This window comes from Flavobacterium sp. K77 (assembly GCF_021608205.1).
GTDB classification, from domain to species: domain Bacteria; phylum Bacteroidota; class Bacteroidia; order Flavobacteriales; family Flavobacteriaceae; genus Flavobacterium; species Flavobacterium turcicum.
The window spans coordinates 1,161,238-1,182,261 of record NZ_JAKIHO010000001.1 but is presented as its reverse complement, the minus strand read 5'-3'; the positions used below and the strand labels follow the sequence as shown (position 1 = coordinate 1,182,261).

The 21,024-nt window shown below is 36.4% G+C and carries 17 protein-coding genes; 6 read left to right on the top strand and 11 right to left on the bottom strand.

What is annotated here, in order from left to right; all coding sequences use genetic code 11:
* Positions 1-176: 176 nt before the first annotated feature.
* From L1S34_RS05215 to L1S34_RS05200, 4 genes are all read left to right on the top strand, one after another.
* Positions 177-2,099: a vWA domain-containing protein gene (locus L1S34_RS05215; protein ID WP_236363101.1), complete on the top strand. Its 1,923-nt coding sequence runs from the start codon at positions 177-179 to the stop codon at positions 2,097-2,099.
* A 31-nt stretch (positions 2,100-2,130) separates the two neighbouring features.
* A complete protein-coding gene (locus tag L1S34_RS05210) occupies positions 2,131-3,387 on the top strand; it encodes a dihydroorotase (protein WP_236363100.1) in 1,257 nt (418 codons plus the stop codon).
* Positions 3,387-3,719 (top strand): hypothetical protein, encoded by a 333-nt coding sequence (locus L1S34_RS05205; RefSeq protein WP_166137366.1) that lies wholly within the window; start codon positions 3,387-3,389, stop codon positions 3,717-3,719. Before L1S34_RS05210 ends, L1S34_RS05205 begins: the two co-directional genes overlap by 1 nt.
* Before the next feature lie 65 nt (positions 3,720-3,784).
* Entirely contained in the window at positions 3,785-4,429 is a 645-nt protein-coding gene (locus L1S34_RS05200; RefSeq protein WP_236363099.1) for an alpha/beta hydrolase, read from the top strand.
* Between the two features lie 56 nt (positions 4,430-4,485).
* Here L1S34_RS05200 and L1S34_RS05195 read toward each other — a convergent pair whose 3' ends face one another.
* Together L1S34_RS05195 and L1S34_RS05190 are read right to left on the bottom strand one after the other, a co-directional pair.
* Positions 4,486-4,986: a hypothetical protein gene (locus tag L1S34_RS05195; RefSeq protein WP_236363098.1), complete on the bottom strand. Its 501-nt coding sequence runs from the start codon at positions 4,984-4,986 to the stop codon at positions 4,486-4,488.
* Between the two features lie 11 nt (positions 4,987-4,997).
* Positions 4,998-5,762 (bottom strand): MBL fold metallo-hydrolase, encoded by a 765-nt coding sequence (locus L1S34_RS05190; RefSeq protein ID WP_236363097.1) that lies wholly within the window; start codon positions 5,760-5,762, stop codon positions 4,998-5,000.
* A gap of 94 nt (positions 5,763-5,856) precedes the next feature.
* Between L1S34_RS05190 and L1S34_RS05185 the strand changes: the two genes are divergently transcribed.
* Positions 5,857-7,317 (top strand): TonB-dependent receptor, encoded by a 1,461-nt coding sequence (locus L1S34_RS05185; RefSeq protein ID WP_236363096.1) that lies wholly within the window; start codon positions 5,857-5,859, stop codon positions 7,315-7,317.
* Positions 7,318-7,435: 118 nt separating this feature from the next.
* On the opposite strand, the gene bcp is transcribed toward L1S34_RS05185, so the two are convergent.
* Positions 7,436-7,888 (bottom strand): thioredoxin-dependent thiol peroxidase, encoded by a 453-nt coding sequence (bcp, locus tag L1S34_RS05180; RefSeq protein WP_236363095.1) that lies wholly within the window; start codon positions 7,886-7,888, stop codon positions 7,436-7,438.
* 231 nt (positions 7,889-8,119) lie between these two features.
* Here bcp and L1S34_RS05175 point away from each other — a divergent pair, with 231 nt between their 5' ends.
* Entirely contained in the window at positions 8,120-8,773 is a 654-nt protein-coding gene (locus tag L1S34_RS05175; RefSeq protein WP_166137349.1) for an endonuclease III domain-containing protein, read from the top strand.
* A 77-nt stretch (positions 8,774-8,850) separates the two neighbouring features.
* Here the strand turns inward: L1S34_RS05175 and L1S34_RS05170 are convergent, their stop codons facing one another.
* The 8 genes from L1S34_RS05170 to L1S34_RS05135 form a co-directional block, all read right to left on the bottom strand.
* Positions 8,851-8,994, bottom strand: coding sequence for a hypothetical protein (locus tag L1S34_RS05170; protein ID WP_236363094.1), 144 nt, complete (start codon positions 8,992-8,994; stop codon positions 8,851-8,853).
* A 50-nt stretch (positions 8,995-9,044) separates the two neighbouring features.
* Complete coding sequence (locus L1S34_RS05165) at positions 9,045-9,629, bottom strand: RNA polymerase sigma factor (protein ID WP_236363093.1); 585 nt, start codon at positions 9,627-9,629, stop codon at positions 9,045-9,047.
* A gap of 367 nt (positions 9,630-9,996) precedes the next feature.
* Positions 9,997-10,752: a glycoside hydrolase family 16 protein gene (locus tag L1S34_RS05160; RefSeq protein ID WP_236363092.1), complete on the bottom strand. Its 756-nt coding sequence runs from the start codon at positions 10,750-10,752 to the stop codon at positions 9,997-9,999.
* Positions 10,753-10,758: 6 nt separating this feature from the next.
* Positions 10,759-13,053 (bottom strand): beta-glucosidase BglX, encoded by a 2,295-nt coding sequence (gene bglX, locus L1S34_RS05155; protein WP_236363091.1) that lies wholly within the window; start codon positions 13,051-13,053, stop codon positions 10,759-10,761.
* A 73-nt stretch (positions 13,054-13,126) separates the two neighbouring features.
* The gene (locus L1S34_RS05150) at positions 13,127-14,776 is read right to left on the bottom strand and encodes a glycoside hydrolase family 16 protein (RefSeq protein ID WP_236363090.1); all 1,650 of its coding nucleotides are present in this window, start codon (positions 14,774-14,776) and stop codon (positions 13,127-13,129) included.
* 29 nt (positions 14,777-14,805) lie between these two features.
* Positions 14,806-16,401 carry a hypothetical protein gene (locus L1S34_RS05145; RefSeq protein ID WP_236363089.1) on the bottom strand — a complete coding sequence of 532 codons (1,596 nt, stop codon included), beginning with the start codon at positions 16,399-16,401 and terminating at the stop codon, positions 14,806-14,808.
* A 19-nt stretch (positions 16,402-16,420) separates the two neighbouring features.
* Positions 16,421-17,899, bottom strand: a complete 1,479-nt coding sequence (locus L1S34_RS05140) for a RagB/SusD family nutrient uptake outer membrane protein (RefSeq protein ID WP_236363088.1) — start codon at positions 17,897-17,899, stop codon at positions 16,421-16,423.
* Positions 17,900-17,910: 11 nt separating this feature from the next.
* Complete coding sequence (locus L1S34_RS05135) at positions 17,911-20,961, bottom strand: SusC/RagA family TonB-linked outer membrane protein (RefSeq protein ID WP_236363087.1); 3,051 nt, start codon at positions 20,959-20,961, stop codon at positions 17,911-17,913.
* Between the last annotated feature and the right edge of the window lie 63 nt (positions 20,962-21,024).

Here is a 21,024-nt window from a genome sequence, read left to right as displayed (position 1 = left end):
AAATGGTATTAAGTAGCTAAAATACACATTATATGTGTACGTTTAACACTTTGAATCAAGCACCGAAAAATAAAAGCGCAATACCATTAATCTGTTCACAAATTTGTATTTTTGATTCCGAAAAGTAAACAAATGCCCTTGCAATTGACTTGCAAAGCTTTAAACACCGCTTACGAATGCATTTTAAACATCCTGAATTTTTATATTTCCTGTTTTTGCTCCTCATACCCATAGTGGTGCATCTGTTTCAACTTAGACGATTTAAAAAAGAATATTTCACCAATGTTCGCTTTTTACAAGCACTTTCTATTCAATCCAGAAAAAGCTCCACCCTAAAAAAGTGGTTGCTCTTGGCTTGTCGTTGCTTGCTTTTAACAGCTTTAATTTTGGCTTTTGCCCAACCTTTTTTTGAATCCAAAGACAGTAAAAATGCTAATAACGAATTGTACATCGTGCTTGACAATTCTTACAGCATGCAAGCCAAAGGCAAAAAGGGAGAATTATTAAAACGTGCCGTGCAAGATTTATTGGAACACGCACCGGAGCAAACTACGTTTTCATTACTTACCAATACAGAGAGTTTTTGGAATACCGATATTAAAACGATTACGAACGCTTTGCAAAATTTAGAGTACAGCGCAACACCTTTTAATGTTGAAGCTCTTTTATCACAAATCAAAGCCCGAAAATCAGCTTTCAAAAAAGATATTGTCATTATTAGCGATGCTATAGATTTAGATGTAAAAGCACTTAAAAGTTTATCGAAAGACTTAACTCCATTGTTGATAATTCCGGAGGCAGAGCAAAAAACTAACGTATCTATTGATAGTGTTTTTATCAAAAAAGCGGTTTCCAATTTCTATGAGATTAGTGTTGAGATTTCAAACTATGGTTCAGACATGGATCGTATTCCAGTAGCTTTATACAATGAAAACAAATTGATAGCCAAAACATCAGTAACACTAAAAGGCAACAAACAATCCATTCCGTTTACTATTCCCAAACAAGCTTTTCATGGTTATGCTTCTATCAGCGACGATGGTTTAGCTTATGACAATACCTACTATTTTAGTATTGCTGAAATGAAAAAAGTAAATGTGTTGAGCATTGGAGATGAATCAAAGAGCGAATTTTTATCCCGAATTTACACCGCTCCCGAATTTAGTTTTCGCAATAGCGCACTTTCTGCTTTGGACTATAACAGCATCGAAGAACAAAATGCCATTGTCTTAAATGAAATTGATGCCATTCCACAAGCATTGAGTACAACATTACAATCATTTATTAACAAGGGAGGGAGTGTTATTCTTATTCCTGCAGCAAATGCACAGGATACGAATCCATTTTTAGCAAAAACGTCTAACATACAGTTGACTGATTGGGCTGCGAATGAAAAACAAATTACCAAAATCAATTTTGACCATCCAGTTTTTAATGCGGTTTTTGAAGAGAAAATTACCAACTTCCAGTTTCCTAAAACCAAAGCCAGCTTTAAGCTATCAAGTAATAATCCTGCGGCTTTGTGGTATGAAGATCAATCGGCATTTTTAACAGCAGTTATCAATCCAGTTGGTACTTTGGGTGTATTTGCAGCGCCTTTAAATACTGAAAATTCTAATTTTCAGCAATCGCCTTTAATTGTTCCCACTTTTTACAAACTCGCTACTTTACAGCAATCCAATGGTAGCTTAGCTCAGACTATCGGAAACGATCAACCTCATATTACACCCGTAACCTTATCAAAAGATGCTATTCTTGAAGTAAAAGGTCCTGGCGAACCCTTTATTCCTGTGCAACAAATTTTGAGTAACAAAGTCAAAATGAGTTTTACAGAATATCCGCAACAAGCCGGAAATTTCAGGATTTACAATAAAAAACAGTGGATTGAAAATATCAGCTTTAATTACGACAGAAACGAAAGCGACCTGTCTCAAACCAACCAAAATGCTGCGTCGGATTTTGACACCGAATCATCTATAGAATCCTTTTTTGATGCCCTACAAACCAACAGAACCGATAATCAAATATGGAAATGGTTTGCTATCTTTGCGCTATTGCTAGCACTGACTGAAATGGCGATAATTCGATTCGTAAAATAACAACACACACCTTGCTTAACTTTATACAATCATGAAATTAATCATCAGAAATGCCAAGATTATCGATCCTACAAGTCCATTCCACAACCAGACTACTGATCTTTTAATCGTTGATGGTTTCCTGCAAAAAATAGAAACAGCATTAACCAATCCTGATAAAATTGAAGAACTCCAACTAGAAAATTTACACGTTTCTCAAGGTTGGTTTGACAGCAGCGTTTCTTTAGGAGAGCCTGGTTTTGAAGAAAGAGAAACTTTAGCCAATGGGCTTTTAGTAGCTGCCAAAAGCGGATTCACAGCCGTGGCTTTACAACCTAACACCAACCCTGTTGTTGACAATCAGTCACAAATCAACTTTGTACTTTCGAAAGCTAAAAATACAGCCACTGAACTCTACCCGATTGGCGCATTGAGTAAAGCAAGCGAAGGAATTGATATGGCTGAAATGTTCGATATGAAAAATGCGGGTGCAATTGCGTTTGGAGATTATAACAAAAGTATTTCGAATGCAAACTTGCTGAAAATCGCTTTGCAATACGTACAAGATTTTGATGGATTACTCATCGCTTTTTGCCAAGACAACACACTCAAAGGACATGGTGTAGTGCATGAAGGTATTGTTTCAACTCGTTTAGGTCTCAAGGGAATACCAAGTATAGCTGAAGAGTTGCAAATAGCACGAAATTTATATTTATTGGAATACACAGGTGGAAAGTTGCACATTCCTACCATCTCTACCCAAAAATCGGTTGCCTTAATTAAAGAAGCTAAAGCAAAAGGATTGCAAGTTACTTGTAGCGTTGCAGTACACAACTTAGTTTTGACTGATGAAAAGCTCGATGATTTTGATACCCGTTTTAAAGTTTTGCCACCGCTGCGTAGCGAAACTGACAGACAAGCCCTCTTGGAAGGTATTCACGATGGGACCATTGACATGATTACATCTGACCATAATCCGATTGATATTGAACACAAAAAAATGGAATTTGACGGCGCAAGATATGGAACGATAGGTTTAGAAAGCGCTTTTGCAAGTTTACTAACTGTGCTTCCACTAGAGCTAGTTATTGAAAAATTAACCGCTGGAAAAGCAACTTTTGGCATCGACTCGCAAAGCATAACTGAGGGAGCCAAAGCTTCACTTTGCTTATTCAATCCTGATGGAGATGCTATCTTTAAAAAAGAAAACATACTATCAAAATCGAAAAATTCTGCTTTTTTAGGTAGTGCTATCAAAGGAAAAGCATACGGAATTGTAAACCAAGGACAATTAATTTTAAACAAATAATGACACCAACAAATCAGTCTAATTCAGGAAAAACAGCCGCGATTACAAGTTATATTTTAGGGATTGGCGTTTTTATTGCAATGTCAATGAACTCCGAAGATAAAAGTGCCTTTGCTTCCTTTCACATCCGACAAGGGCTCGGACTCACACTTACTTTCTTTTCACTTGGGCTTATCATTAGTAACTTTGATAGTATGATGATCTCCGCGCCAATGTGGATTTTTATTTTAGTTTTGTGGTCGTATGGGATTACATCTGCCATAAGAGGCGAAATGAAACCATTACCGCTCTTAGGTAACTTATATCAAAAATGGCTTTCTAATATTTCATAAACGAAGTTAGAAGCCACTATTTAACTAAAAAAAACAGGATTTCAATATTCCTTAAAACACACATCATGAATTTATCTTTAGAATATAAAATTAGAGAGCCCAAAAAAATTGAAGCTCAAAATCCGTTATTGTTATTATTGCATGGTTACGGCAGCAATGAAGCTGATTTATTCTCTTTTGCAGAAGAATTGCCAGAAGAATATTATGTGGTTTCTGCAAGAGCTCCGTATGATTTGCAGTATGGTAGTTATGCTTGGTACGCCATCAACTTTGATGCAGACGAAAATAAATTTTCAGATGTTGGTCAAGGACAAGAATCTAGAGATCGTATCAAAAAATTTATTGAAGAGTTAATTGAAAATTATCCAATCAATAAGCATGATGTTTCTTTAATCGGTTTTAGCCAAGGAGCAATTTTAAGTTATGCCGTAGCTTTATCGTACCCAGAAACAGTGCAACGAATTGTTGCTATCAGTGGTTATGTAAATCTTGAAATGGCAACCGCTGATTACTTAAAAAACAGTTTTAACAACTTAAAAATATTTGCCTCACATGGCACGGTAGACCAAGTAATCCCTATTGATTGGGCCAGAAAAACACCTGCAATAATCGAAAAATATGGTATTCCTATAACCTACAAAGAATATGCTGTTGGCCATGGAGTAGCACCACAAAATTTTTATGACTTTAAAGCTTGGTTACAAGAATAAAAAAATAAAAAAATCGCAGTAGGAATTAAATTCTTTACTGCGATTTTTTTTGATTTTTACTTCTGATAAATAAACGACTGGTTTACTTCAAATGAAATACTGTCATCTTCATTGGTAAAGTATTTCAAAAGAACTTCGCCCCAACGTTCGCCATCACTATAATCTGCAATAATCCATCGGTGGTTTAAAATTTTCACTTTATTAATCACAAATTTATTAGCTCCAATTTGATCCTGACCTGTGTAAGGATTCCCTTTTGGATTAGAGTTAAAGTCTAATAATTTTTCAGTAACCACAGGAATTAACTTTTCGTATTGAATGGTTTTATCAGGAAAACTAGCTTCTAAATAATTTTGAGCATTTTCATTTTTGTTTAACGAAAAATAATCAGCTTCTGCCAATTGATTAGTTACTAAAGTTAAACTATCACGTAATTTTTTAGTTGTTTTTTCGTAGCGCTTTTGCTCAAAATTTACTTGATTACTCAAAAACATATAAGTAAAAAGAGTTGATAAAACGGCCAAAATTGTAAGATAAAGCAAGAAAGAATTTTTCATTTTCTAATTTTTTAAATAGTAATTTCTAGGGTATCAAATGCAAAAAAAACATTAGGTGGTAATTTTTTTTGTACCTCCTCATGAAAGCCCATCATATGACTAATGTGCGTTAAATAAGCCTGTTCTGGCTGTACCAAATTTATGAAATCTAAAGCTTCTTTCAAATTGAAATGTGTATCATGTGGCTCTTCGCGCAAAGCATTCACCACCAATACTTTTACTCCTTTTAACTTTTCAATTTCGGCTTTTTCAATCGTTTTTACGTCTGTTAAATAAGCAAAATCGTCCACTCGGTAACCAAAAACTTGTAAGTTTCCGTGTAGCACATTGATCGGAATAATTGATTTTCCGCCTAAAACAAATGGAACGTTATTTTGAACCGGAATTGTACGTACCGAAGGAGCTCCGGGATATTTGTTTACAGTTTCAAAAACATAAGCAAAACGCTCCTGCAAGTTATCTAAAACTCGCTGATGTGCATATACTGGAATTTCACCTTGTTTGAAGTTAAAAGGACGAATATCATCTAAACCAGAGGTATGATCTGCATGTTCGTGAGTTAACAAAATGCCGTCTACTTTTTGACAATTGGAACGCAACATTTGCTGCCTAAAATCGGGGCCGCAATCAATTACGAAAGAATGTTGCTCCCATGCCAACCAAATGGATACGCGCAACCTTTTATCCTTACTATCAGTACTTTTACAAACAGGGTGATCGCTACCTATTACGGGGATGCCTTGTGAGGTGCCAGTTCCTAAAAAATTTACCTTCAACTTTATCGCTTTTTATTGCAAAAATAGGGTTAATTCTCTTTCTTTGATAACCTATTTCATTAACTTTGCAACATATTAGCCATAGTAAACAAAAATGGATACAGCAATTAAATTAAAAGGTGATAAAATCATCGAACAAATACCTTCGATTAAAGACAAAGCACTTCGTATCAATTTGAACGAAAATATATACGGAACTTTTGCTGAAATTGGTGCTGGACAAGAGACAGTGCGTCATTTTTTTAGAGCTGGTGGATCATCTGGAACTATTGCAAAAGCAATGTCAGCTTATGATAAAGACTTTAGTGATGCCGTTTATGGTGTAGAATCGGATGGGCGCTATGTAACTGAAAGTCGACTCAAAAAAATGTTAACCCACGAGGTCAATTTGATTGAAAAACGTTTGAGCAGAGAAAAGCATCCTAATAAAATGTTTTTTAGTTATGCCAACACTGTAGCTACTATCGATTTTGCGAAACAATTTAAAGGCCACGGTTGGGTAGGAATTAGTTACCAAATTGAACCTGACGAAGACTACAACGAAATTATACTGCATATCCGTTTTAAAGAAACCGATGTGCGTTTACAACAAGAAACTTTAGGTATTTTAGGTGTTAACTTAATTTATGGCGCCTTTTACAAATACAATGATCCAAAGCGTTTATTGCGTTATCTGTACGACCATTTAGACAAGGACCAACTCGAAATTGATACCATTAACTTTTCGGGACCTCGCTTTGCTGATGTAGATAACCGTTTGATGAGTTTACAATTGGTTAAAAACGGAATGACTGATGCGGTGATGTTTAATCCTGATGGGAAAAATATTTTACCTGCTGCCATTTTGTACAAGAAAAACATTTTGGCTTTTAGAGGAAGTTTTAGACCGGTTACCAAGGTAAACATGGACATGTATGAGAAATCATTAAAAATGTTCCTGAACGAAAACAAAGTAAATAAAGACAATACCTTGGTGGTTTTTGAAATAACACTTTCGAATTTGCGATCGGATGGTGAAATTGACGAACGAGATTTTATGGATCGTGCCGAATTACTTTGTTCTCTTGGACAAACGGTAATGATATCGAACTTTCAAGAATATTACAAAGTAGTTGAATATTTTGCTAATTATACCAAAGCCCGCATGGGATTGGCACTAGGTGTAAACAATTTGGTTGATATTTTTGACGAAAAATACTATCGCCATTTAAGTGGTGGAATATTGGAAGCCTTTGGTAAATTATTTTACCGCGATATGAAGGTATTTTTATATCCTATGATGGGCGAAGATGGTGTGATCATCAACTCTGACAACTTAAAAGTACATCCTAGAATGAAGGAGCTTTACAAGTTCTTTAAATTTAATGGTAAAGTAGTAGATATTGACGACTATGACCCTACAATTTTGGAGGTGTTTTCTCGTCAAGTATTGAATATGATTAACAATGGAAAACCAGGTTGGGAAACTATGCTTCCTTCAGGTATTGCAGAAATTATCAAAGAACACCAATTGTTTGGTTACGACCCAAATAAAATTTTAAAAGAAGTCAATTAAAGATCTCCTTTTAACGATATAAAAAAACCTTGTTAGCATTTACTAACAAGGTTTTTTGTTTTCACCAAACGAAGCAATAGTTGAAGTTAACGGCTTTGCTGAAATGTATATGTAATTTTTATTTCAAAATTTGAGCAGCGTGCGCTTTAGTTTTTACATCTGCAATTACCTCATCGATAATTCCGTTTTCATCTATAATAAAGGTGGTACGGTGAATGCCATCGTACTCTTTACCCATGAATTTTTTAGGACCCCAAACTCCGAAAGCCTGAATTACAGATTTGTCTTCGTCAGCTAATAAAGGGAAAGGAAATTCATACTTGTCTTTGAACTTTGCTTGTGCTTTTGCCGAATCAGCGCTTACGCCTAATAAAGCATAGTTATTTGCTTGAAAACGCTCAAAATTATCTCTTAAATCGCAAGCCTCAGCGGTACAACCCGGTGTATTGGCTTTTGGATAAAAGAAAACTACTAATTTTTTACCAGCATAATCAGCTAGTTGATGGGTATTTCCGTCTTGATCGGTTCCTGTAAACGCTGGAGCGGCATCGCCTTTTTTTAATGTTGTCATGGATTGTGGATTTTACTTCTATTTGTGTTTTTTATTGAGGTATGCCCCAGATGGTAATGGAAAGCCCGGACTGAAAAACACTATTTTTTTCAGGATGCTAAAGAGCGACCGGCAGGAAGCTCCTTTAGCATTCTAGAAAAAAAAGTGTTTTGAAGGAGGACTTGCAATGTACAGCTGGATTAGGCTCCTCTTAAAATTTTTGTTAATTTTACCTGAGTTAAAAGTACGAAAATGAACAAACAGGAACGTGTAACTTTTGTTATAAATACGTTAAAAGAATTATATCCTACCATCCCAATTCCGCTAGATCATAAGGATCCTTATACACTATTAATTGCAGTTTTGCTCTCGGCACAGTGCACCGATGTTAGGGTCAATCAAATTACACCTTTACTTTTTGCGAAGGCAGATAACCCGTTTGACATGGTGAAAATGACCGTTGACGAAATTAAAGAAATCATTCGACCTTGTGGCTTATCGCCAATGAAATCGAAGGGAATTCATGGTTTATCTCATATTTTAATTGACAAATATAATGGCGAGGTACCGCAAAGTTTTGAAGCCTTGGAGGAATTGCCTGCGGTGGGTCATAAAACTGCGAGTGTGGTAATGTCACAAGCTTTTGGTGTACCTGCTTTTCCGGTTGATACGCACATTCATCGCTTGATGTATCGATGGAATCTAACGAATGGTAAAAATGTGGTTCAGACTGAAAAAGATGCCAAACGCCTTTTTCCTGAAGCTACTTGGAACGACTTGCATTTGCAAATCATATGGTACGGACGTGAATATTCACCGGCTCGTGGTTGGGACTTAGAGCGCGACATTATTACCAAAACTATTGGCAGAAAAACAGTTATTGATAGTTTTTACAAAGGGAAATAAGCATAAAAAAACCACTTTCATCGACTAGAAAGTGGTTTTTTTATACTTATTAAAAATCCATAGAGAATTCAAGCCATTTAATTAGCTATTATCAGAAATTTTTGATCTTTGGTTTGCAATAAATGCAAGGCTTTTGAATAATTGAGTAAAAAAGAAATTGTTTCTTTTTTGGGTTTCATTACAGCACTTGTCTGCAATTTTTTAGAGTAAATTTTTGCCATAGAATACAAGATTTTGTTTCTATGATAACGCTTTACTTTCTCTATTATTGCTAAGCCGTTAAAACTATTTGATGTTTATCAATCACTTTACGTAAATTGAGTAAGGCATAGCGCATGCGCCCGAGAGCAGTATTGATACTAACCCCAGTAGTTTCGGCTATTTCTTTAAAGCTCATGTCCTGATACATGCGCATAATCAAAACCTCTTTTTGATCATCAGGTAGTTCTTCGATTAATTTTTTGATATCTAATTGCACTTGATCAGCAATAATTTGATTTTCTACCGTTAATGATTCATCAGTCATGATCGAAAAAATAGAGAATTCTTCGGTTTCTCTAAAAAGCGGCATTTTTTTAGATTTACGAAAATGATCAATGATTAAATTGTGAGCAATACGCATGACCCAAGGCAAAAATTTACCTTCTTCGTTATACGAATTAGACTTAAGGGTGTTGATGACTTTTATGAAAGTATCTTGAAAAATATCGTTGGTAATATCGCGATCTGGGACTTTTGAATAAATAAAACCGTAAATCTTAGATTCGTGTCTTTTGATGAGCTTTGCTAGTGCATCCTCATTACCGGCGATATAGTCTTTGATTAATGACGCGTCAGGAAGTTGTATACTAACCATAATAGTACTTTTTAGGTGTAATTAATTGGGGATAACGTTCTAAAAAGTATTGTTCTGTTATAGGCAGTATGTTTTGAGGTAAATTATAAATCAAAAATAGCTAATTTTTTTTTTAACTTACAAGTAAAATCAAGAAAAGTTAACATTTTGATGGCAAAAAATGTTAAATTTCAAAACTTGATTTAACTTTGCGCGCTTAAAAGCAAAGATGTAAGACCTTGTATTTCATCTCTTCAAAATTATTTGACATTTCAACTCTATTCAAATAAAAAGCTGTTGCTCGTAAAACGAACAACAGCTTTTATTTTGTGAAGCTATTTTTAAAAAGAAAAAAGCATGAACTCATTTCTTCAAAAATTTAAATTGATTATTGATAAACTCTGATATAATCGATCACAAATTCTTGTGGTAAGATGGTATCATCAACTGCAGGTCCACCAAAATTGCCACCTATTGCCATATTTACAATTAGATAAAATGGCTGATTGTAAGGCCAAGTTGCTTCCGTTTTTTGCTCTGGTTGAAAGGTATACACCAATTGATCGTCTACGAAAAAATCCATTTTGTCCTTTGTCCATTCTACTGCATAGATGTGAAATCCCTTTTCAATATTTTCAAACTTTGTTTTTTTAGTATTGATTGTATTGCTGTGACTTGCCTGCGTGTGTAACGAAGTGAAAACCATGTGAGGCTCTTTGCCCACGTATTCAAGAATATCAATTTCACCGCAAAGTGGCCAACCTACTTGTTTGATATTAGATCCTAGCATCCAGAATGCTGGCCAAACTCCTTGTCCGACTGGCAATTTAGCTCGGGCTTCAAAACGTCCGTACTGAAATTCTTTTTTACCTTGCGTAGTAATGCGTGTGGAAGAATAGTTGTTACCTTCTTTTTTGCCCACAATAGTCAATTGATTGTTAGCTACTTTATGGTTTGTTTTCGTGTACAATTGGCGTTCATTATTGCCCCAGCCACAGTTTGGACAACCATCACCGAGCTCAAAATTCCAATCTTTTTCATTCAAACTTGACCCGCTAAAATTCTCTTCCCAAACTAACTTTCGTTGCTGTTGTGCAAAACTATATTGCACAATCAATATCAAAAAAAGGATATATTTTTTCATCTTAACTTACTTTACAAATTGAAAACTACTTTCTAAAACCGTCGCGGAACTTCCGCCTACAAATACTTTAAAATCGCCCGCTTCGGCCTCCCATTTACGGTTAGCGGTAAAATATTCGATGGTTTTTTCATCAATAGTAAAAATTACTTTTTTCGATTCGTTAGCTTGAAGTTCAATCATTTCAAAACCTTTCAATTCTTTAATAGGACGTGTTGTACTACCAATTAAGTCACGAATATACAATTGAACCACTTCTTTCCCAGCTACTTTACTGTTATTTTTCAAGGTAACTGACACTTCAATTTTTCCGTTTACACCAAAAGAACTAGAACTTAGTTTTAAATCGGAATATTCAAATTTTGAATAGCTTAAACCATGTCCAAATGGATACAAAGGTGTAATTTTCTCATCAATAAAATGCGACCAAAACACACTTTCAGGTTCGTTCATTGTAGGACGTCCCGTATTTTTATAATTGTAATACAAAGGCAACTGCCCTACACTACGTGGAAAAGTCATTGGTAACTTACCACTTGGATTGTAATCACCATAAAGCACTTGCGCAATAGCATTACCACTTTGAGTACCCAATTGCCAAGCCTCTACAATTGCTGGAATATTTTCATCTGCCCATGGTAGCGCTAGTGGGCGACCGTTGTTGAGTACCAAAACAACATTAGGGTTTGCTTTGTACACTTCTTCTAATAATTCTTGTTGTACTCCCGGTAAATCGATATTGGCCCTACTGCGTCCTTCCCCTGATTGCAAACCGTGCTCGCCTAAAACCATTACCACCACATCAGCTTTTTTTGCAGCAGCAACCGCCTCAGGAAAACCACTTTTGTCCGTCATGTTAATATTAGTTTCCCAAATAAACTGCGTTCTTCCCACAGCGACATCAGCACCTTTAACGTAGGTAATTTGATTTCCGGTATACTTTTGCATCCCTTCCACGACGGAAACTGCTGTGTTATCATCAGCAGCAATGCGCCAACTTCCTAGCGGACTTGTTTTATCTGCCGCAAGTGCGCCAATAATGGCAATTTTTTGACCTGATTTTTGTAAAGGCAACAAGTTTTTTTCATTTTTTAATAAAACGATAGACTTCTTAGCCACATCTAAAACGCCATCATGAAACTCTTGCTTTCCAACTGTTGTTTTCTCACGATTTTCATCACAATATTTGTACGGATCATCAAACAATCCCAATTCGAATTTTACTTTCAAAATTCGTCTTGCAGCATCGTTGATTGTCGCTTCTTTAACCTTGCCTTCTTTAACTAATTGAACCAAATGATCCACGTATGCTGAAGATTCCATATCCATATCAGAGCCTGCGTTGATAGCTAATTCAGCGGCATGTCTGCTGTCTATTGCAAATCCGTGTGGAATCATTTCGTTAATAGAACCCCAATCAGAGACTACGAATCCGTCGAAATTCCAATCTTTTTTCAAAATTTCTCTTTGCAGGTAAGCACTTCCCGTTGCAGGCACACCATTTAACTCATTGAATGAATTCATGAAGGTACGCACGCCAGCATCAGCTGCAGCTTTGAACGGAGGAAAAATAGTGTTTTGCAAAACTGATTCGCTGATATCAACTGTATTATAATCGCGCCCTGATTCTGCGAAAGCATAACCTGCAAAATGTTTTGCACAGGCCAAAATTGTATTGGTCGCTGCCAAATCCATTCCTTGAAAACCTTGCACACGAGCTACTGCGATTTTACTTCCTAAAAACGGGTCTTCGCCAGCGCCTTCCATCACGCGACCCCAACGGGCATCTCGCGCTACATCAACCATTGGTGCAAAAGTCCAATTTAAACCTACTGCAGCAGCTTCTTCGGCTGCAATTGCCGCTGATTTTTTGATCGCTAGTAAATCCCAACTAGCTGCTTCGGCTAACGGAATTGGGCTGATTGTTTTGTATCCATGAATGACGTCAAACCCAAAAATTAGGGGAATACCTAAACGAGTTTCTTCAACAGCAATTTTTTGCAAGGCACGTACATCCTTCACCCCTTTTACGTTGAGCATAGATCCTACCAAACCCTTTTTTAAATCGTCGTATTTTTTGGCTGCTTGACCTTCTTTTGGCGTAGGCCCAGTTATATCCCAAAAACCATTGTACTGATTGAGTTGACCTACTTTTTCAGACAGCGTCATTAAATTTAAAACAGAATCAACCTTACGGTCTAATAGATTGGTCGTTTTCATAGTTACTGGAGCTTGCAATGTTTGCTTACTACAAGCCACCGCAACGCTTACACAAACTGCCAGATATATAAATGAATATTTCATTTTTAGTCTTTTTTAAAAAACAAAAGGCAGGTAATGACACCTACCTTTTATTGATTGATTTATAAATATACCGCTATTGGTAAACTCGAACGTAGTCCACCTCCATTGCTGATTGTACGAAAGCAGGATCAATTGCACCACCAAAAGTACCACCCATTGCCACATTCATTATCAAGAAAAAATCCTTATTGAATGGTAAACTACTTGTGTTATTTACGGAGTGTACCAAGGTATCATCAACATAAATTTGTACCGATGTAGGAGTCCAAAGAGTTTTGTAAATATGAAACTCTGTCGAAACATTAGGAATTGTTTTTTTTGCTGTATTCGCACTACCTCCAAAATTACCTGGATAATGGAAAGAACCATGAATTACATTTTGTTCGTTTCCTCTGTGTTCCATATAATCAATTTCACCACAGGCAGGCCAAGGATTGGTAGCATAATTTTCACCAAGGGACCAGATAGCAGGCCAAGTTCCACGCCCGATAGGTAATTTGGCTCTTACTTCAATTTTACCGTAAGTAAATTCAAATTTATTTTCTGTTTTGATACGAGCAGATGTATAACTTGAACCTACTTTTTTAGCAGTAATTTTCAAAGTTCCGTTTGACACCACAACGTTATCGGCTGCACTTGTGTAACTTTGAGATTCGTTATTACCCCAACCGTTTGTACCAGTACCTAAATCGTAACCCCATTTTGTTGGATCTGGAGCACCATCTACGTTAAATTCGTCTGAAAATTTTAACACAGTATAATCCGTTACAGGCGTTGGATTCACTACTGAACCCGCTGGCGATGTCGTAAAAGTATGGTACCAAGCTAGGAAAGGATTTCCTGATTGAATTACACGAACTGTCATACGATTGTCAGTAATACTTAAAATTTCGTAAGAGCTAGCTCCAACAAAATAACCCATGAAACCGCCATCAGCAATATTAATCACAGTTCCTCTTGTTTGTGTTTTCGCATCCGGATTTTTAGAAACAAAAGATTCTGATTTACTTAAAGTTACTGTTTTTAGACCACTTGTATTTAAAGGTGCGCAAACATCATCTCCGCCGCCTTTAAAAGCACCGTTATAGTATGTTTCACCTTTGTTATCCAATTCAAATTTCATTTGTTGACCAACAAGTGAGAATGTCATTACACTTTTGTACAAACATGTGGCAGATTTTTCATTGGCTGCTGCGCTATAGAAAGCTGGGTAGTAATTTTGCATACCAAAAGTAGGATCAGCCCAAGCTACATTCGGCCCTACACCTAAATGTCCTGGCTCGCTTTGTGCCCAATACCATTTTCTAGATGTACCACCTGTAAGACGTTGTACTGCAATTTCATCCTTAAAATCACTAAAAACAGTTACTTCAATAGTACTACTTGAACTAACTCCACCTGCTCCAGAGGCAATCACTGTTACTGTGTAAGTGTTGGTGCCCGGTGTTAAAAACGTATTTTCGAAAACGCCACTAGGAACATTTTTAGAAGTACCATCACTAAAAACATACTGGTATGAAATGGCATTATCAGCTTTGCTTATAAACTTTACTTTACCTGATCCATCACCGTTAGGCAAAGCAGCCGTTTTACCAACTAACTCTACAGTTACTTGTAGGCCTGAAGGCGCATCAATTTCGCCAAAACCTAGGTTATCCTCTTGACAATTGACCATCAATAGAAGGGCAAAAAGAGCAACAATGTTTGATATTAATTTTTTCATTTTCTTATTATTTTAAATCTGATTTCGATTTAGTTATGGAAATAAACATTATCAACATGAACGGTTGTATTTCCGGATGGAACTCCAACATAAATTAGTTGTGCAATATGAGCTCTCGTTGTTAAGCCTGTAAACTGAGTCAATGGAATATCAAGGCTTACCCAAGTATTTTTTGCAGGTGATGTAATGGCTACTTCATGTTCAACATCGTCACCACCACCGAAAACACCATTAGCACCAAAATCTACTAACTTAATTTTGAATTGTGTAAAATCAGACGACCATACATCTGTATGAAAATGTGTCATATTAGTTGCATTGATTGGCGCACTAGTAGTTTCGATACCCACGAAATCAAGATTACTGTATTTTTTTGCAGCGTTGCCACTAATACTTACATCTGTTAATGTAGCGCTAGACCAAGAAGTTCTCCAAGTATCAACTGCTACATTGGTGTAAACATCACTAAACATAGAGATTACTTTGGATGCTGGTAAAGTAGGGTTTGGCGAAGCAGTAATTGAGCCTGCTAAATTGTAAAAGAAGACATTATCAACATACACTGTATTATTTGAAGCTGGTGCTCCAACTAAAATCAATTGTGCAATATGACTACGAGTAGTTAAACCAGTAAAATCACTCAAAGGTAGATCTAAACTTACCCATTGTTCCCTTTTTGGGTTGGCAATTGTAATTTCGTGTTCTCTATCATCACCTCCAGCAAAAACTCCATTGGCACCAAAATCGACTAACTTCACTTTGAATTCAGTTAAATCTGCTGACCAAATATCGATATGGAAAAAAGTCATCGCTGATGCATTTATAGGAGAAGATGTAGTTTCGATTCCAACAAAATTCAACGCGCTGTATTTTTTAGTAGCATTCCCACTAATATTAATATCCTCAAGGGTTGCTTGTGACCAAGATGTTCTCCAAGTATCAACTGCAACATTTGTGTAGCTGTTGCTAAACATAGATATTACATTTGCAGCAGGAATGGTAGGAGCCGGAGCGGCAAATAAGTTAGTTACAGTAACACTTTCTGTTTTTTCAGCTTTTGCTGTACCACCGCTAAGTGCCACCACTCTTACTTGATAAGTACCTGCTGCTTTGTACGTATGAGCAACAACATCCCCTTGCATAAAGTCAACTGGTACTTCGTTAGCAACATCTCCAAAATAAACTTGAAAGAAGGTTTCCAATTCCGCCTCGGCAGAAACTGTAATTCCTAGATTACTTCCGATTCCTACTTTAGTAACTAAATTGCGTGGCGCCAAGAAAGAAACCATAACTTCTTGAGTAGTTTCTGTCCTTTTACCATTTAAAGTCACACCAACAATACGAGCATTGTATTTCCCCTCCTTGTATTTGTGTGTGTATGTCTCACCAGCTCTCAAAAACACTGGAGCTGTAGTTGTGTCGCCAAAATAAATTTCGAATTGCGTCACCCCATCACCTTTCGGCAAAAAGGTAACATTACCCGTATTGTCCTGCGTAATCGTTGTTAGTGCTGAGACATTGGATGGAGCAGCGATGCTGTCTAAATCAACATCGTTATTTTCCTCTGAGCACCCAAAAGCGAATGTCAGTACAAAAACACTTAGTATTAATTTTAACTTTTTCATATCTAGATAGTATTAGTTTTTAGTATCCTGGATTTTGTGCCCAATTTCCGTTAGCAAACTGAATTTCTTCGATTGGAATTGGAAACAATTCGTGCTTATTTGCTGTAAATCCTGTAATTTCTTGAGCCGCTTTTCCGGTACGAACTAAGTCAAAGAAACGATGACCCTCTCCTGCTAGTTCCACTCTTCTTTCTGCCCAAATAAAATCTGTTAAAGCCGCTCCCGAAGAAGAAATATCATGATTTAAATCTCCAAACGCACGACGACGCACTAAATTTAAATAGCCTCTTGCTTTGGCATCATCTATGTTTCCACGATTTAAAGCCTCAGCAGCCATCAATAATACATCAGCATAGCGAATGGCTCTGTAATTGTTTGGATTGGTTAAGTTCAAATCTCCTTGGGCATTAGTACGTCTTTTTCTTGGAATGTATTTTCTGTTAAAAAATCCAGTGTGCTCGTATCCTTTACCAAAAGTAGCACCTGTACTTGCTGCCCAAGCTTCAATATCTAAAATAGCAACTGCTTTTCTGTTATCACCCGCTTCAAAAGCGTTTACAATTTTTTGTGTAGGAACATTAAAACTAAATCCAGAGCTAAATAAATCACCTGTATAGTTACGTGGTCCGCTAAAACCAACAGCTACGTTTCCTTCACTACATTGCAAACAGCCAAAACCAGCACCTTCGGTATCGGTGTATTGAACTTCGAAAACTGATTCTACACCATTTTCACCAGCTTCTTCAAAAATAGAATTGTAATTAGCAACTAATGAGTATGCTGAAGAATTTATTACGCGCTCTAGAGCGGTAGCAGCAGGTGCAAATTTACTTTGATACAAATATGCTTTACCCAAAAGTGCTAATGCCGCACCACGAGTTACACGTCCTTTTTGGGTAGCTGTAACTGGTAAGTTTTCAGATGCAAAAATCAAATCTGCCTCAATAGATGCATACACTTCTGCTGGAGTCGATCTTTTAATTGATTTTTCATCACCTGGACTAAAGCGGGCGTCCCCTTTCATAGGAATACCTCCAAACCATTTTACTAATTCAAAGTGAAAATAGGCTCTTAGAAAACGAGCTTCAGCAATCACTTGATTTTTTCCTGTAAAATCAGTTTTGTCTTTGAACTCTAGGATATAGTTGGCACGTTGTACTCCTGCAAACATATAATCCCAAAGATTTTTCAAGTTACTATTTACTGGTGTATGAATCATATCATCAATCTGCTGAAAACCAGGAGTATCTAATTGACTTTCTCCACCTGCTAAGGTATTATCCGAAGCAATTTCTCCTAATAAAACATTCAGGTAAGTTGACTGTAAAATATCATAGGTTGCAATTAATGCATTGTCATAATCCGATTTTGAATTGAAATAATTCTCTGAATCGATTGAATACTGAACCGGTCTGTCTATAAACTCATCGCTACATGAAACGATTAAAGTAGAGCTAACAGCAACCGAAAGTAAACTAATATAAATATACTTTTTCATTGGGTGTAGAATTAAAAATTAAGATTTAAACCTAACAAATAGGTTCTTGGAATAGGGTAAAAACCATTGTCAATACCTCCACCAATTGGAGCTCCATTTGAAGCACCTGGATCATAACCACGGTACTTTGTAAATGTATAAAGGTTGTTTACCGCTGCGTATAAACGTACTTTCGAAATACCCGCTTTTTCTACAAAACTCGGTTTTACTGAATAGCCTAACTGAATATTTTGAATTCGTGCATAAGATCCGTCTTCTACAAAATAGCTTGAGAAATTTGAATTTCCAGTAGCTCCAGTAGTTACTCTTGGAATCGAGTTTGTACTTCCTTCACCTGTCCAACGGCCTAAAACGTAGTTTAATCTATTGACATCTGTAAGGTTTCTTTCGTAGTTACGAGCAATATCATTACCAACGGAAGCAAATGTATACATGGCAAAATCAAATTGCTTGTAATTCATTTGAATATTGAAACCCATTGTTGCTGTTGGAATAGGATCACCGATGTTGGTTCTGTCTTTGTCGTCTAAAGTACCATCACCATTAACATCTACAAATCGTAAATCTCCAGGACTAGCTTCAGCACCAAGTGCTAATTGAGATGGATGTGCATCGACCTCAGCTTGATTTTGGAAGATTCCGTCCGTTTTATAACCGTAAAAATATCCGATTGGCAAACCTACTTGCATTCTTGAAGGTGCTTGTTGACCTACCCCGAAAGATCCACCTGGTATAAATGGTACTCCATTTGTGCTAAGAACTTCATTTTTAATAAAAGTAACATTGTACCCTAAATTAACTGAAAAACTATCCGAGAATTTATTTTTATAATCAACAGCAAACTCCAAGCCTGAGTTTCTCACTGTACCTCCATTTATTGTTGGTGAAGACGCTCCTGGCGCTGCGGTTCCATTAATACCAGAAACTGGTATATTAGTGATCAATAAATCAGCTCTTGTGTCAATAAAATAATCAGCCACAATTGAAACTTTGTCATTTAGTAATCTCAAATCTAAACCAACGTCAAATTTCCTAGCTTCTTCCCATTTCAAATTTGGATTAGGAATTTGTCCCGTAGCCAAACCGTTAATTAAAGTTCCATCAAAAACATAAGTTGCCTCACCAGTTAATTGAGAAATGTATCCATTATTTTGAATTTGGTCATTACCCAATGTTCCATAACTTCCTCTTAATTTCATAAAATTAACAAGTTTGTCTTTTCCAAAAAAACCTTCATCAGAAATTACCCAACCCGCAGTTAATGAAGGGAAATAGCCCACTCTGTTACCCGGACCAAATTTTGTTGAAGCATCTCTTCGAATCATAGCGGAGAATAAATACTTTCCTTTATAATCATATTGTCCTCTTGCAAAGTAAGACAGTCTGCGCTCATCGTAAACATAAGACCCAACTGGAATCGTACCTTCCGGCGGAACACCTCTTGTTAGAGTAATATCAGCAAATTCCCATGAATTATAGGGCACATCATATCCTGTTGCAAACAAACCATTACCAAACGACTTGTAAATGGTGTTACCTACTGTTGCAGTTACATTATGATTTTCACCAAATTTGTTTGAGTAAGTTCCGTATAAATCGAAAGAATAATCGTTATCATTAATCGCATTTTGAGATACTGAACTACGCAATACATCAAAAACTTTACCACCATAGGATACTTGCTTTGCAAAAGATTTTGCTTCACTGTTCGCTGTATTGAAACCAATGGTACTAGAAATCACAAAATTTTTAAATGCTTTGTACTCTAAACCAAAATTTCCGTTAATTTTTTTGAAATTGTAGTCATTGTAAGTATTAGCCATTTGCTCTAGAGGGCTGATAATTTCAAAACCCAAACCTGCTGGGCTTGGCACTTTGGTAAAATTGCCATTTGCATCATAAGGCGCAAGTGTTGCTGGTAAATTCAAGGCATTGAATAAAACTGAACCTAGTCCGTTTTCATTTAAAGATTTTCTATTAAAGTAAGTGTAAATTACATTGGTCTTCAATTTCAGTTTATCAGTAACATCTGCACTTAGTCCAATTCTGGCAGTATTTCTTAAAAAACCTGATTTTGCTCGACCGATAATTCCCTCTTGATCAATGTGTGAACCACTCACAGAATAAGTAATTTTATCAGAACCACCTGAAAAAGACAAATCATGACTTATAACTGGGACATTGGTGCTAAAAATTTCTTTTTGCCAATCAGTACCTTTACCTAAACCTGATACATTAGGAAAAGGAATGGCAGCACCACCATTAGCATAACTTTCATTTAAAAGTAAAGCATATTCAGTTGCATTTAATGTAGGTAGTGATCTTGATGTTTCTTGAAAACCAGTGTAAGTATTATAGCTTAATTTGCCTTTAGAATTCTTTTTACCTGACTTTGTTGTAATTAGGATAATACCATTCGCACCAATTGTTCCATAAATGGCTGCTTGAGCATCCTTCAAGACAGTGATCGATTCAATGTCATTAGGATTTAATAAGCCCAACTCTCCTACATAACCGTCAATGATTGTGGTAGGTCTGTTCTCACCATTGGTAGCAATACCTCTAATTCTGATATCTAATGAAGCTCCTGGAGCACCTGATGTAGTAGTTACATTCACTCCCGAAACGGTACCTTGAAGGGCTTGCTCAACACGAACGGGCTTTAATGTTTCAAGAGTTTTACTGTCCACTACTGAAACAGCACCAGTTACTTCACGCTTTTTTTGACTTCCGTAACCAATCACGACTACCTCGTCAAGTACTTTTGAATCCTCTTGCATCACAATATTTAATGCATTATTTGTAGAGGTAACTTTAAATTCAAGGTTTTTGTATCCAACGTATGAAAACACTAAAGTTGCTCCTGCTGGCACGTTTTTAATAGAGAAACGCCCATCCATGTCTGTGGATGTTCCTGAGGTTGCATTTTTAACTTGAATGTTTACTCCTGGAATAGGTAAACCAGAACCTGCTTCTTTAACAACTCCTCCTACATCATTTCCTTGGGCAAAACCAAAGGAGGTCAGAAATAGAAAAAGAATGAGTAGATAGTTTGACTTCATAATTTGTGTTTTTTGTGAATGATAAAATTAGCAGTAACAACTAATAATAAATCAAAAAGAACC

What these genes read in the sequence shown, in the direction of transcription:
- L1S34_RS05210 (WP_236363100.1), top strand. Translation starts at nt 2,131, where the DNA reads ATGAAATTAATCATCAGAAATGCCAAGATTATCGATCCTACAAGTCCA.
- L1S34_RS05160 (WP_236363092.1), bottom strand. Translation starts at nt 10,752, where the DNA reads ATGAAAAAATATATCCTTTTTTTGATATTGATTGTGCAATATAGTTTT.
- bglX (WP_236363091.1), bottom strand. Translation starts at nt 13,053, where the DNA reads ATGAAATATTCATTTATATATCTGGCAGTTTGTGTAAGCGTTGCGGTG.
- L1S34_RS05175 (WP_166137349.1), top strand. Translation starts at nt 8,120, where the DNA reads ATGAACAAACAGGAACGTGTAACTTTTGTTATAAATACGTTAAAAGAA.
- L1S34_RS05140 (WP_236363088.1), bottom strand. Translation starts at nt 17,899, where the DNA reads ATGAAAAAGTATATTTATATTAGTTTACTTTCGGTTGCTGTTAGCTCT.
- L1S34_RS05195 (WP_236363098.1), bottom strand. Translation starts at nt 4,986, where the DNA reads ATGAAAAATTCTTTCTTGCTTTATCTTACAATTTTGGCCGTTTTATCA.
- L1S34_RS05205 (WP_166137366.1), top strand. Translation starts at nt 3,387, where the DNA reads ATGACACCAACAAATCAGTCTAATTCAGGAAAAACAGCCGCGATTACA.
- L1S34_RS05150 (WP_236363090.1), bottom strand. Translation starts at nt 14,776, where the DNA reads ATGAAAAAATTAATATCAAACATTGTTGCTCTTTTTGCCCTTCTATTG.
- L1S34_RS05170 (WP_236363094.1), bottom strand. Translation starts at nt 8,994, where the DNA reads ATGGCAAAAATTTACTCTAAAAAATTGCAGACAAGTGCTGTAATGAAA.
- L1S34_RS05185 (WP_236363096.1), top strand. Translation starts at nt 5,857, where the DNA reads ATGGATACAGCAATTAAATTAAAAGGTGATAAAATCATCGAACAAATA.
- L1S34_RS05200 (WP_236363099.1), top strand. Translation starts at nt 3,785, where the DNA reads ATGAATTTATCTTTAGAATATAAAATTAGAGAGCCCAAAAAAATTGAA.
- L1S34_RS05215 (WP_236363101.1), top strand. Translation starts at nt 177, where the DNA reads ATGCATTTTAAACATCCTGAATTTTTATATTTCCTGTTTTTGCTCCTC.
- bcp (WP_236363095.1), bottom strand. Translation starts at nt 7,888, where the DNA reads ATGACAACATTAAAAAAAGGCGATGCCGCTCCAGCGTTTACAGGAACC.
- L1S34_RS05135 (WP_236363087.1), bottom strand. Translation starts at nt 20,961, where the DNA reads ATGAAGTCAAACTATCTACTCATTCTTTTTCTATTTCTGACCTCCTTT.
- L1S34_RS05145 (WP_236363089.1), bottom strand. Translation starts at nt 16,401, where the DNA reads ATGAAAAAGTTAAAATTAATACTAAGTGTTTTTGTACTGACATTCGCT.
- L1S34_RS05165 (WP_236363093.1), bottom strand. Translation starts at nt 9,629, where the DNA reads ATGGTTAGTATACAACTTCCTGACGCGTCATTAATCAAAGACTATATC.